This is a genomic window from Pandoraea cepalis, from assembly GCF_902459665.1.
In the GTDB taxonomy this organism is placed as follows: Bacteria; Pseudomonadota; Gammaproteobacteria; order Burkholderiales; family Burkholderiaceae; genus Pandoraea; species Pandoraea cepalis.
Genome location: NZ_CABPSL010000005.1, coordinates 214,318 through 226,908, shown reverse-complemented (window position 1 = coordinate 226,908; position 12,591 = coordinate 214,318). Strand labels below are relative to the sequence as shown.

The window sequence follows — 12,591 nt, the reverse complement described above, 5'->3', positions numbered from 1 at the left end:
CAGCCCGGCAGTACTTGAAGAAGTCCGCATGGGCGTAGAGCTGAAAGGCGCTACGCCCATCGGCGTTTCTGGCGCACGCCGTACCCCCCGTGCGGCGCGTGTCCCCGTCCCTCAGGCTGGAATAGACACCATGCTGGAACAGCAACTCGTCAACGCACTCTCCCTCGGGTGCGTGTACGCCTTGTTCGCGCTCGGGTTCACCCTCGTGTTCGGCATCCTCGGCGTTATCAATCTCTCGCACGGCGCGGTCTTCATGGTTGGCGCCTATGCGGCGCTGCAAGCCGTCGTGCGTCTTCATCTGCCGCTGTGGGCGGCGATCGTCACGGCGGTCGTGGTGGCTGGCCTGGTCGGCCTGCTCATCGACGTGCTGGTGCTCAAACCGCTGCGCAAACGCGGTGCGCCTCACCTGATTCCGATGATTGCCACCATTGGCGTGGGCATTCTGCTCAACAACGGTGTGCAAGGTATTTTCGGCGCGGAGAACCTGCGATTCCCGTACGAACTCGTGCCGCAGGACACCCTGACGGTGGCCGGCGTGCACATGACGGTACTGGAACTCGCGATCATCTTCATCTCGTTTGCGCTCATGGCCGTGCTCATTGCCACGATCAAGAAGACGCAACTCGGGCGCGCGCTGCGCGCCATTGCCGAGTCGCCGAAGGCAGCCTACCTGCTCGGGATCAACGTCGAGGGCCTGTTCCTGGCCACGTCGTTTGCCGCGGCGGGGCTGGGCGGCATGGCGGGGGTGCTGATCGGGCTTTACTCCAACGCCGTCTTCCCACTGATGGGGCAGCCGATGCTGCACAAGGGGATCGCGGTCATCATTCTCGGCGGCATGGGCGACATTCGCGGCGCGATGATCGGCGGCCTCTTCCTCGGCTTCGCGGAAGTGTTGTCGGTCGCGTATATCGGCTCGAACATGCGCGACGCCGTGGCATTCGGCCTGTTGTTCCTGATCCTGCTGGTGCGTCCGCAGGGATTGTTCGGCAAAGTGCTCGAACGCAAAGCGTAATCACGGGGGCGCAATGGACTGGTTTAACAATTTCTGGGCGGTTTATAGCAATCTGGTGCTGACATTCGGCACCAATGCGCTGCTGGCCCTGTCGATTTACCTCACGCTCTCGTGCGGCATGCTGGCCATGGCCAATGCCGCGTTCATGGGCATCGGTGCGTACACGGCGGCGTTGCTCACGATGAACTACGACACGCCGTTTGCGGTGTCGTTGGCCGGTGGCATGGCAGCGCCGGCGCTCATCGCGTTCATCATCGGCAAGCCGACGCTGCGTCTGTCGGGCGTGTATCTCGCGATGGCGACGCTGGGCTTCGGCGAAGTTGTGCGTGTGCTGACGCTCAACGCCGAGGGTCTGACCGGCGGTGCGCTGGGCCTGAACGGCATTCCTCAACTCACGCAGTGGTGGCACGTGGCGGGGGCCGTGGTGATCTCGCTCGCCGTGTTGTGGCGCCTGCGCCGCTCCAAAGTGGGCCGTGCCTTCGAAGCCATCAAGGAAGACGAGACGGCGGCGGGCCTCATGGGCATCAACGTCACGGGCTACAAGATGCTGGCGTTCGTGCTGGGGGCGGTGCTCGCCGGGCTGGCCGGGGCACTCAATGCGCATCTGACGTTCTTCATCGGACCGAACGAATTCGGCTTCGACCGTGGCGTGGAGATTCTCACCATGGCGATTCTTGGTGGTATCAACGGGCTCGTGGGGCCGGTGCTCGGCAGCACGATTCTTACGCTGCTGCCCGAATTGCTGCGTGCGTTCGACGCCTTCCGTCTGGTGGTCAACGGCCTGATTCTGGTGCTGATCGTGCTGTTCCTGCCCAAGGGCATTTGGGATCCGGTGCGTTTTCGCCGTTGGTTCCGTGCCGGCAAGACGCGCTCGGCCTCTTCCACGTAAGCGGACGAGGGATACGACATGCTCAAGCTTTCCAATATTTCCAAACGATTCGGTGGCCTGCACGTTCTCCAGGACGTGAACATCGAGGTGCCGCAAGGCACGATCTTCGGCCTGATCGGCCCGAACGGGGCGGGTAAGACGACCGTCTTCAATCTGATCACCGGGCTGTTGCAGCCCACGGGCGGCAGCATTACGTTCGACGGCGAGAGTCTGGTGGGGCAGAAGCCGCACAAGATTACGCAGCGCGGCATTGCCCGCACGTTCCAGAACATTCGTGTCTTCAAGGAGATGACGCTGATCGAGAACGTGGTGGTCGGCATGCACCGGCATCTCTCGTATGGCCCGGCGGGCCTGCTGTTCTCGCTGCCAGGGTATCGAGAGATGGAGAAGCGCTCGCGCGAACGCGCGCATGAGTTGCTCTCTTGGGTCAAGCTCGATCACAAGGCGCATGACATCGCCGACAACCTGTCTTATGGCGATCAGCGCAAGCTCGAACTGGCCCGGGCGCTGGCGACCGAGCCCAAGCTGTTGCTGCTCGACGAGCCGGTGGCCGGCATGAACACGGGCGAGAAGGTCGATCTCATGAGCGAGATCGAGAACATCAAGGCGCGCGGTTACACGATCTTCATGATCGAGCACGACATGCGTTTTGTGATGGGCTTGTGCGAGCGCATCGCCGTGCTGAACTTCGGACGCATCATCGCCGAAGGCAGTCCGGACGAGATCAAGCACAACCCGCAGGTCATCGAGGCCTATCTCGGCCGCGATGACGATGACGACGATGCGGCTGCCCTCGCGGCCGGCGCGGAGGACAAGGCATGAGCGCGCTGCTCGAAGTGAAGGGCCTGAAGGTGGCCTATGGGCATATCGAGGCCGTGAAGGGCGTCGATTTTTCGTTGCGCGAGCATGAGATCACCTCGCTCGTTGGCGCCAATGGCGCGGGCAAGTCCACGACGCTGCTCGCCTTGTCGGGGCTCATCAAGAAGCAGGCGGGCACGATTCTCTTCGAAGGCGAGGATGTCGGCGGTCTGGCACCGAACAAGATCGTGCAGCGCGGGCTGGTGCAGGTGGCCGAGGGGCGTGCCACGCTCACGACGATGTCCGTGCGCGAGAATCTGGAGCTTGGCGCTTACACGCGTCGCGACAAGCAGAACGTGAAGGCGGATCTGGACAAGGTGCTGGGGCGTTTCCCACGGCTTGCCGAGCGTATCGAGCAGATGGCTGGCAACTTGTCGGGGGGCGAACAGCAGATGTTGGCGATTGGTCGTGCGTTGATGGCGCGGCCGCGTCTATTGCTGCTCGATGAGCCGTCGATGGGGCTCGCGCCGATCATCGTGCAGGGCATCTTCAGCACCCTCAAGGAAATCAACGCTGAGGGGCTGACCATCTTTCTGGTCGAGCAGAACGTGCGCCAGGCGCTGAAGATTGCGCAACACGGCTACGTGCTCGAGACCGGCAAGGTGGTGCTCGAAGACACGGGGCGCAATCTGCTGGGCAATCCTCGTGTGCTCGAAGCGTATCTGGGCGGTTGAGGTCCGGCGGTGGAGCAGGGGCGTGCGTGCTTGCCCCGAGCTTTCCTGAGAGGCAGGGACGATGTCGATGAGGTGGCGTCGACAGGTTATCTGACGATAGCGTGTCGACGCCGCTTTTTCTATGTTGCTATGCGTTCGGCATGAGCGTTGTCGCAGCGCGTCATGTCGAACTCAGCATCAGTGACAACTGCCGATTGAATAGCGATGCGGGAATTCTCGTGAAGTGTCCAGCGACGATGGCCGCGTCAATCAGTTGCGAGCGATTGTGAACCTGAAATGCCTGCCGCAGGGCGTCAGTGTGTGCCTCTATCGTTCTCGGAGATAGGGCCAGGACTCGGGCGATCATCTTGGCGCTCCATCCCCGCAGGGTAAAAAACAGCACCTCACGCATACGAGGACTGAGTGCCGGCTCGAAGGTGCTGCAGGTGTCGACAACATAGCTGGTCTGCGCATTTGCCTCGCTACGACTTCCCGCATGATGCCCGCGGGATAGCAGTGTCCCCAGCAAATGGAAACTGGGAAATTGCGATAGATCCTCACCGTGAAAAATCGTGCCGGCCACTTCACCAGCCGCGTTCATCAACGGGATCTTGCTGAATATGTGTGCCTGCCACTCTCCATCACGGTAGGGATGCCAGTCAAAAATGCGCCGCGCGCAGCGGCTGTCCATGACTACGCGGTCTTGCGCCTGAAATTCTGCAGCGCATTCGACTGTCTTGCCAGGCATATCGAAGTCGGAACGGCCGATCACCTCGAGATGCGACGGCAATCCGATCAGCCTACCGTATGCGGCATTCGCATAAAGAAACGACGAATTCGCGTCCTTGCATCCCCAACATCCGGGAGCATCGTCGAAGAATTTCTGGAGTTCAGCGGGTAGGTCGGCTGGCATGTCATCTCCTCTCCTTGGCCGCGCGGGCCGTTGATGTGAATTTGCCTCCCATTTGAACGATTTACCGGCTGGCGTGCCCATGCCGCATGCATCGCGATGAATCGACGAATCTGCTTCGCCGCTCGACTTTTCAACGCGGCCGTCGAAGCGTTCGGAAGATAACGCGCCAAGGAATTCGGATGTTTCCCAATTATGGTTGTGTCAGCACTTTCCGAAAGACGCTCGGACCCCACGTCACCGTATTTGTTACGTATTTGCGAAGTGCCGCCGTGCGCTTAGTCTGACCCTGCGTTCTCCGAAAGTGACGCAGCAGACGATCAACTCACGTTCTTTGGCCGTATGCCTCGAACTGAAGGCTCTTCTGTCGACACACTTCAAGGACGCCAACGTGCATTGGCAATACCCACGTAACTCTCATTCATTCAATCATTGCGAGGTAATGGCATGGACATGATCCTGAACGAGTTTGATTTTTCGGACGCTGGCGAGATGGACGACGTTCGCGCGGTCGCCTGGTAACCCGTCCAACGGGCGCGTCTTCCTTCATGAGGGAGACGCGCACACGACTCATCGGCAGGCCGCTTCTCATTGAGGATCCCATGCAATTGTTCTCGGATGCGCCGTTGCTCAAGTTCGACAGGCAATTTCCGATCTACAACTTCTTTTTTCCCGGACAGCGGGCTGCACGCGAAGGCGCGTCTGTGCGAAAGGCATTGCGGTCCGGGAGCCAGCACGCCACATCGCGCGCCTTGTATTTTCATATTCCGTTTTGCGAGACGATTTGCAGTTTTTGCCCGTTCACGCGAGGGACATTTCGTAACGCCGATGTCATTGAGAATTATGTCGTGGACTTGCTCAAAGAGATCGAGTTAAAGGCGGCGATGGTCGATCTTCGAGCGGTTCCTGTGCGGGCGATCTTTTTCGGTGGCGGTACGCCGAGTTTGTTATCGCCGGAGCAAATACGACGTATTGGCGAAAGTATTCGGCGTCACTTCGATCTTTCTCGCATCGAGGAGTATTCCTTTGAAATCGAGGTGAAAAGTCTGACGGAAGAGAAGGCGAGCGCCATGCAGGACATTGGCGTTACGCATCCACGCTTCGGTTTGCAGACGTTCAATCCGCGTTGGCGCGAGATGTTTGACTTGACGGCCACATTGGATCAGGTGCACGCGGCCACGCAGTGCCTGACGTCGCGCTTTCCCTACCAATCGTTCGACCTGCTCTACGGTATGAGCGGAACGGATGAGGACATGCTGTTGCGCGATCTGGAGCAGGCAGTCGCGATGCGCACAACCAACATTGACGTCTATCCAATTGATAACGTCATGACGCAGGTGACATTGCATCGCAAGATCGCCAAGGCGGGGTATTCTCCGACGTCGGCCGCACGCAAGTTTTCGATGCGTCTTCTCGCTGACGAATTCATGAGGCATGCGGGATTTTCGCCGCATAACGGACATGGCTACGTCCGTGGCCGATGCTCTCCTGATACGGTTGTCAGCGCCGAATACTCCTTTGTGTACCACGAGCACGTCTATGGCTATGACGATTGCGATTTGCTGGGTTTTGGCGTCAATGCGATTAGCGCCGTGTTCGGCCACGTCATGACCAACACGCATTCGAGAGCGATCTATCATCAGACGCTCGGGCAAGGGCAATTGCCGACGGCCGTCAGTGAGCATGAGCCCGCGTTGGACTATGCACGTCCCCTCATCTTGCGATTGCCATATCACGGTGCCGTGGAAAAACGTCTCGTGGACTTGTCTAAAGTCCCGGAGGATGTATGCGACCGACTGCGTCGTCTGATCGAAGCGGGGCTGGTCGACGACGCTGCCGAGAGCTATCGCTTGACCCGACTGGGTTGGCACTGGTACGTCAACATGATGGTGTACCTGATGCCGTCGCGCGAGCGGGCCATGCTCAATCGTCTCGTGGTTACGCAGTTGGCACCTGGCGAGCGATCCATGGACATCAGCGAACTACGCTTTGCACATTGACGATCCATGACGGTTCCCTTAACCACTCTTGTGCGGGCAGAACCGTTGTTCACCCGCGTATTGATCGCCGATCTCATCTCCAAGACCGGGGACGGCGCGCACGAACTCGCCTTCGTCCTACTCGCGTTGGCCGTGACGCAGGGCGATTTGCAGTGGGTAGGGTGGATCTATTTCCTGCGCTTCGTTCCGTATTTCGTCGCGGGCCCATTGGGGGGAAGACTCGCCGACGTCATGGATGCCAGACGCGTGATGCTCGGTTGCGACGTGGCTCGCGGCGCGATTACGGCGGTTCTGGCAGGCGCGATCGCCTGTGACGGACTCGGACCGCTGGGGCTGGCGCTCGCGGGCTGCGCCATGACCACGTTCCGAACGCTGTTCCAACCGGCGTTTCAGGCGAGTGTTCCACGGCTCGTGACGCAGCGGCACCTCGTGGCGGCCAACGGCATGACACAGATATCGGTGGAGGTGGGCGCTGCGGTGGGGCCGGCGCTGGCTGGGTTGCTCCTGTGGGGCGGTTCGCTGACGTGGGTCGTGGCGTTCGACGCGCTGACTTACGTCGTTGCCTGCTGGATCCTGTGGCGCATTCCGCGCGGCGCGCATGCACGCTTCGCGCCCGCTCGCACACCCGACGAGGCGAACGAGGCCGTGGCGGCCAGTTGGCGGCTGCGCGTAGACCGTGCGTGGACATCGTGGTGGGTGGCATGCCGAGACATTGCGCGCAGCCCGGCGCTGTTCAGTGCGATTGTCATGTCATCTGTCTGCATCTTGTTCGTCGGGGCGGCGCTGCGCGTGATGATTCCGGCGTGGGCCATGCAGGTCGGCGGAACGACCGGCGCCGCCGCGCTGGTCGCGAGTGTTATCGCCGCCGGCACCATCGCCGGCGCTGCCGTATTTGCCCGACGTCCCCGACGCATCGGTCCTATCAAACTGCTTGGCTACTGGTCGATTTACGGTGGCTTTCTGGCGCTGATGCCGCTCACCGACAAATTACCGTGGCTGTTATCGATCGCTTTCGCGATGGGCATTTCCGGCGCCTGTGTCGACGTTGTTCTGGCGACATTGATACAACGGTATTCGCCGCCCCAGCGCATTGGCACGCACTTCAGCGTGTTCTCCACGCTCGCCAACGCGGGGGAAGCATTCTCGGGGGTGCTGGCCGGCCTGTTGGTCGGTATCGGCAGCCTGTCTGGCGGTTTGGTCTGCAATGGATTGCTGGTGATCGGCGCGTGCGCAGTAGGTGCGTTATCGGTTGCTCGTCGGGAGAGAAGAGGGTGCGAGGTGATCGATGCATAGTGAGCGACGCGCTCCGGCCGGCGGGGCTCATGGAGTGCTCGACGTGCCCGCTGGCCCACACGAGGGGGAGGACGGTCAATGTGGTCACGGTGGCGCCTACGGTTTTCACGGCAGGCATGTACTCGCTGACCTGCACGGACTTGACCCCGGAGCGCTCGACGACGCCCCATATCTGTGCTCGCTTCTGGAAATGGGCATTGCGCGCTCGGGGGCGACATTGGTCAAAACCATGGACTTTCAATTCGCGCCGGTGGGCGTCACGGTGCTGATGCTGCTCGCAGAGTCACATGTCTCGTTACATACCTACCCCGAGGAAGGGCGGGCATTTTTCGACGCCTTCACATGCGGTGACGCTTGCGATCCGGAGAAGATACTTCGCACGTTTTGCGACGCCTTCCCACAGTGCACCCTGCGCATGACCGCCGTCATGCGAGGTGAGCCGCGTGCGACGTGCACCCCATCACATCAAATCCGTTCGTAAGTCACGAACGCGTAGTCGAAGTCATTGGGCGCCGGCGAGTGATGGGTCTCGCGCGTCGCTTCGCGCCATTGGGCGGCAGGCAGATCCGGGAAATGCGCGTCGCCTTCGAACGCCTTGGCGATCTCCGTGACGATCACCTTGTCCGCGCTTGCCAGCGCCTCCGCGTACAACTGCGCCCCGCCAATCAGGCAGATTTCCTCGACACCCACGCACAGCCGCATCGCGTCGACGAGCGACCCGGCCACGTCGCAGCCATCGATCTTCAAATCGGGATTGCGTGACACCACGATATTGCGCCGACCCGGCAACGGACGACCGATCGAATCGAACGTCTTGCGTCCCATCACGATTGGCTTGCCCAGCGTCGCGCGCTTGAAATGAGCAAGATCTTCCGGCAGACGCCACGGCAATTGATTGTCCCGCCCGATCACGCCATTCTCGGCGCGTGCGACCACCAGCGTCAGTATCGTCATACGGCCACCGGCGCCTTGATATGCGGATGCGCTTCGTATCCCGTGATATGGAAGTCTTCGAAACGGTAATCGAAGATCGAATCGGGCTTGCGCGAGATCTCGAGCGTCGGCAGCGCCAACGGCTCGCGCGCAAGCTGCGTGCGAACCTGCTCGAGATGGTTGTTGTACAGATGGCAGTCGCCGCCCGTCCAGACGAAATCCCCCACCTCGAGCCCGGTCTGCTGCGCCATCATGTGCGTGAGCATCGCGTAGCTCGCGATGTTGAACGGCACACCCAGGAAAATATCCGCGCTGCGCTGGTAGAGCTGGCACGATAACTTGCCGTCGGCCACATAGAACTGGAAGAACGCATGACACGGCGGCAGCGCCATGCGCGGAATCTCTCCGACATTCCAGGCGGACACGATCAGACGGCGCGAGTCGGGCGTCGTGCGGATTTGCTCGACGAGCTGTGTGATCTGGTCGATATGGCCGCCATCGGGCGTCGGCCACGAGCGCCACTGCGCGCCGTAGACAGGGCCGAGCTCACCCTCGGCATCGGCCCATTCGTTCCAGATGGACACGCCGTTTTCCTGCAGATAGCGCACGTTGGTGCTGCCCTGCAGGAACCACAGGAGTTCGTGCACGATGGACTTGATGTGCACTTTCTTGGTGGTGACGAGCGGGAAACCTTCCTGCAGGTCGAAGCGCATCTGGTAGCCGAACACCGAGCGCGTGCCCGTGCCGGTTCGGTCGGTCTTGTCTGTGCCATGTTCAAGTACATGGCGCATGAAGTCTAGGTACTGTTTCATAGGCCCATCCGTTTTGCCGGATTTTACCAGCCTCCGGGGAACGCCGTGCTGCGCGAGGGTCAGACGTCGGCGACACTCGCCGCGAAAACCACCGGATGCTCGACCGTCAGGCGTACGCCCACGCGCTCGCCCGCCTCGTGGGCCAGTTCACTATCCACGCGAGCGATCACTTCGCGACCCGACGCCAGACGAAGCGTGTAAAGCTGATCGGCCCCGCGAAACGCACGCCGTACCAGCGTCGCTTCGAATGGGCTCGCCGGGTCGTGGGCAATGTCATCTGCGCGCAGCAAAACGTCGACGCTCACGGGATACGTGTCCCTGGCGGCGCTGCGCAGCAGCTTGTCGGCCAGCATGGGCGAGACGGCCAGTTCCCCAAGTTCCAGCGAGATGCCGCCACCGTTGGCATTGCCCCGGAAGGTGCCGGGTATCAACGCGCCGCGTCCGATGAAATCCGCCACCACACGATTGGCGGGCATGCGCCACAACTCGTGCGCGGGCGACCACTGAGCGATGGCCCCCGCATGCATGACCCCGATGCGATCGGCCATTGCGAACGCTTCATGCTGGTCGTGGGTGACAAGGATCGCCGTCGCGCCGCTCGCCTGGATGATCTCCCGCACCTCGACCGCCAGACGCTCGCGCAAATCGAGATCGAGGTTCGAGAACGGTTCGTCGAGCAACAGCAGTGCCGGGGCGGGGGCCAGGGCGCGCGCGAGCGCTACGCGTTGCTGCTGACCGCCAGAGAGTTCGTGAGGGTACTTCTTCAACGCCCCCGCCAGCCCCACGCGCTCGGCGAGCCCCTCCACCCGCGCCTGACGCTCGCCCCGCGCCATGCGCCCGATGCCGAAGCCGATGTTGCGCGCAACGTCCAGATGGGGGAACAGCGCGTAGTCCTGGAACACAACACCGACGTGGCGACGCTCCGGCGGCTCGCTGAACTGCGCGTTGGCGACTTCGTGACCATCGAGCACGATGCGCCCGCCCGCCAACGGCTCGAACCCGCACACGGCGCGCAGCACCGTCGTCTTGCCGCAGCCGGACGGGCCGAGCAGACAGCCGATCTCGCCACGCGCCAGCGACAGCGACAAGTCGCGTACCGCGGTGTGGACGTGGCCGGCAGTCTCGTAATTTACACAGAGATGGTCGAGCAGCAGGTAGGGTAGGGGCATCGGCGTGGATAAGTGTGAGTCGACGCAAGCACGTCAACGAAGCGTAGTCATGGAAACGAGCCGACGCGAATCGACAAGAATGCCCGCAAGGTGGCATTTTCGCGGGAGGCCGGGCACTTTCTGCGGCCGTGCGCGTCAGAGTCGCAATCGCGAATGCGTATAATTTACAACGCTTTAGACCGGCAAGTGTCTACCGGTTCCCCGAAGTCACGCGACGGGGCAACGGCTGTGCGCCGTCGCCCGGGGGTTTTCCCGCCGCTCGCTGGTCCGCCCCATTTCCGCTACCCGTTACCATTTGCCGATGTCATCGACGCCCCCGTCCCGCGCCGCCGCCGATTCTGCCGTCATCGATCCCGTTTTGGCCGAGCGTTCGCCTCCCGTCGCCCGCCGCAGGCGCGCTGGCCGTCTTTCCAGCGCCTGGGCGTGGCGGCTGGTCGCATCGGTTCCCGCACTGGTAGTGCTCGTGCCGATGTTCGGCATCGTGGCGGCGCTTGGCGCGGGCGACGCGGATACGCATGCCGTGCTGGCGCATATGCTCGATACGGTGCTGCCCGAGTACCTGCTCAACTCGCTTCGCATCTCGATGGCCGTGAGCGCCGGCGTGCTGGTGATGGGCGTGGCCAGCGCATGGCTGGTCGTGCACTGCGCCTTTCCCGGGCGCCGTGTGCTGGAGTGGGCACTGATTCTGCCGCTGGCGATGCCCGCTTACGTTACCGCTTACGCCTATACCGATTTCCTGCAGTTCGCCGGGCCGGTGCAGAGCGCGTTGCGCGCGCTGCTCGCGGTCGAACGTCTCGCCGGCTTCCCTGAAGTTCGCAGCTGGTACGGCGCTGCCTGGGTCTTCGCGGGCGCCTTCTATCCCTATGTCTATCTGCTGGCGCGAACGGCCTTTCTGGAACACAGCCAACGGTACCTCGAAGCCGCACGCACGTTGGGGTGTACGCCTGCACAGGGGTTTTGGCGCGTGGCGTTACCGCTGGCGCGACCGGCCTTGGTCGCGGGGCTGGCGCTGGTGTTAATGGAGACACTCGCCGATTACGGCGCGGTGGCGTACTTCGGCGTGCCGACGCTCACGACCGGCATCTATCGCGCGTGGTTGTCGATGGGCGATCGGGTGGCGGCCGCGCAACTGTCCGCCTGTCTGCTGTTCGCCGTCCTCGTCCTGCTGATCGCGGAAGCGCGCAGCCGCACGCGCCTTCGGTTCTACGGGGCGCCGGGGCGGGCGCCGTCGACGTCGCGGCGTGCGCGCCTGTCAGGGGCGCGCGCCGCCCTGGCAACCCTCGCGTGCGCACTGCCGCTCATCATCGGCTTCGTGCTGCCCGTGCTCATCATGCTGCGGCTGGCGGTCGCCGAGCTCGATCAGGTGCCTTGGCATCGGTACGGCGAGTGGGTCTTCAATACGGTGCGCCTCGCGGCGCTGGCGGCGCTCGTTGCCAGCGTCTTCGCCGTGGTGCTCGGGTACGCACAGCGACTGGCCCCGGGACGCGTTACGCGTATCGCCATCCGGCTCGTGGGCGTGGGTTACGCCATCCCGGGCGCGGTCATCGCGCTGGGCATTCTCACGCCGGTGCTCCGACTCGACACGTGGCTGGGTCATGTGTTCGGCGCCGACGGACTGGTGCTTGCAGGCACAAGCGGCGTGTTGATCTATGCCTATCTCGTGCGATTCCTGCCGGCGGCGCTGCAGAGCGTGGACGCCGGCTTCGCCCGCATCCCGCCAAATCTTGATGCCAGCGCCCGCAGCCTCGGCGTGGGCGGCTGGGCGATGCTGCGCCGGGTGCATCTGCCGCTGCTGCGCGGCAGCGTGTTGACGGCCGCGCTGCTGGTGTTCGTCGACGTGATGAAGGAGCTCCCCGCCACGCTCGCGCTGCGGCCGTTCAACATGGACACGCTGGCGGTCGTTGCCAGTCATCTGGCCGCCGACGAACGCCTCGCCGAGGCGGCCGTGCCGGCATTGACGCTTGTGCTGGTGGGCCTGTTGCCGGTGCTGGTGCTGGCGCGCGCCATCGCGAAGCGCGCCTGAATGGATGGGGCGGCGGCATCTAAGCCGCGCGCGACTTGT

At 62.6% G+C, this 12,591-nt stretch carries 12 protein-coding genes; 8 read left to right on the top strand and 4 right to left on the bottom strand.

What is annotated here, in order from left to right; genetic code table 11:
* The first annotated feature begins 130 nt into the window (after positions 1–130).
* Genes PCE31106_RS09540 through PCE31106_RS09525 form a run of 4 tightly spaced genes read left to right on the top strand, consistent with a single transcriptional unit; the run spans position 131 to position 3,433 of the window.
* Positions 131–1,012 (top strand): branched-chain amino acid ABC transporter permease, encoded by an 882-nt coding sequence (locus PCE31106_RS09540; RefSeq protein ID WP_017234878.1) that lies wholly within the window; start codon positions 131–133, stop codon positions 1,010–1,012.
* A 13-nt stretch (positions 1,013–1,025) separates the two neighbouring features.
* Positions 1,026–1,901, top strand: a complete 876-nt coding sequence (locus tag PCE31106_RS09535; protein ID WP_017234879.1) for a branched-chain amino acid ABC transporter permease — start codon at positions 1,026–1,028, stop codon at positions 1,899–1,901.
* An 18-nt stretch (positions 1,902–1,919) separates the two neighbouring features.
* Positions 1,920–2,723, top strand: coding sequence for an ABC transporter ATP-binding protein (locus tag PCE31106_RS09530; RefSeq protein WP_017234880.1), 804 nt, complete (start codon positions 1,920–1,922; stop codon positions 2,721–2,723).
* The gene (locus tag PCE31106_RS09525) at positions 2,720–3,433 is read left to right on the top strand and encodes an ABC transporter ATP-binding protein (RefSeq protein WP_017234881.1); all 714 of its coding nucleotides are present in this window, start codon (positions 2,720–2,722) and stop codon (positions 3,431–3,433) included. Before PCE31106_RS09530 ends, PCE31106_RS09525 begins: the two co-directional genes overlap by 4 nt.
* Before the next feature lie 160 nt (positions 3,434–3,593).
* On the opposite strand, the gene PCE31106_RS09520 is transcribed toward PCE31106_RS09525, so the two are convergent.
* Entirely contained in the window at positions 3,594–4,325 is a 732-nt protein-coding gene (locus PCE31106_RS09520; RefSeq protein WP_174975065.1) for a helix-turn-helix transcriptional regulator, read from the bottom strand.
* A gap of 599 nt (positions 4,326–4,924) precedes the next feature.
* Here PCE31106_RS09520 and PCE31106_RS09515 point away from each other — a divergent pair.
* Genes PCE31106_RS09515 through speD form a run of 3 tightly spaced genes read left to right on the top strand, consistent with a single transcriptional unit; the run spans position 4,925 to position 8,096 of the window.
* The gene (locus tag PCE31106_RS09515; protein ID WP_150563098.1) at positions 4,925–6,322 is read left to right on the top strand and encodes a coproporphyrinogen-III oxidase family protein; all 1,398 of its coding nucleotides are present in this window, start codon (positions 4,925–4,927) and stop codon (positions 6,320–6,322) included.
* Positions 6,323–6,328: 6 nt separating this feature from the next.
* Positions 6,329–7,615 (top strand): MFS transporter, encoded by a 1,287-nt coding sequence (locus PCE31106_RS09510; protein WP_150563097.1) that lies wholly within the window; start codon positions 6,329–6,331, stop codon positions 7,613–7,615.
* On the top strand, positions 7,608–8,096 hold the full coding sequence (speD, locus tag PCE31106_RS09505) for an adenosylmethionine decarboxylase (protein ID WP_150563096.1): 489 nt from the start codon (positions 7,608–7,610) through the stop codon (positions 8,094–8,096). The genes PCE31106_RS09510 and speD overlap by 8 nt, the downstream gene beginning before the upstream one ends.
* Here speD and PCE31106_RS09500 read toward each other — a convergent pair.
* The 3 genes from PCE31106_RS09500 to PCE31106_RS09490 are packed head-to-tail and all read right to left on the bottom strand — an operon-like array spanning position 8,081 to position 10,529.
* Positions 8,081–8,569 (bottom strand): dihydrofolate reductase, encoded by a 489-nt coding sequence (locus PCE31106_RS09500; protein WP_150563095.1) that lies wholly within the window; start codon positions 8,567–8,569, stop codon positions 8,081–8,083. The two genes, speD and PCE31106_RS09500, sit on opposite strands and share 16 nt — an antisense overlap.
* Positions 8,566–9,360: a thymidylate synthase gene (locus PCE31106_RS09495; protein WP_017234884.1), complete on the bottom strand. Its 795-nt coding sequence runs from the start codon at positions 9,358–9,360 to the stop codon at positions 8,566–8,568. The genes PCE31106_RS09500 and PCE31106_RS09495 overlap by 4 nt, the downstream gene beginning before the upstream one ends.
* A 59-nt stretch (positions 9,361–9,419) precedes the next feature.
* The gene (locus PCE31106_RS09490; RefSeq protein WP_150563094.1) at positions 9,420–10,529 is read right to left on the bottom strand and encodes an ABC transporter ATP-binding protein; all 1,110 of its coding nucleotides are present in this window, start codon (positions 10,527–10,529) and stop codon (positions 9,420–9,422) included.
* A gap of 301 nt (positions 10,530–10,830) precedes the next feature.
* On the opposite strand from PCE31106_RS09490, the gene PCE31106_RS09485 reads away from it, so the two are divergent.
* On the top strand, positions 10,831–12,552 hold the full coding sequence (locus PCE31106_RS09485; RefSeq protein ID WP_150563093.1) for an ABC transporter permease: 1,722 nt from the start codon (positions 10,831–10,833) through the stop codon (positions 12,550–12,552).
* Positions 12,553–12,591: the final 39 nt, after the last annotated feature.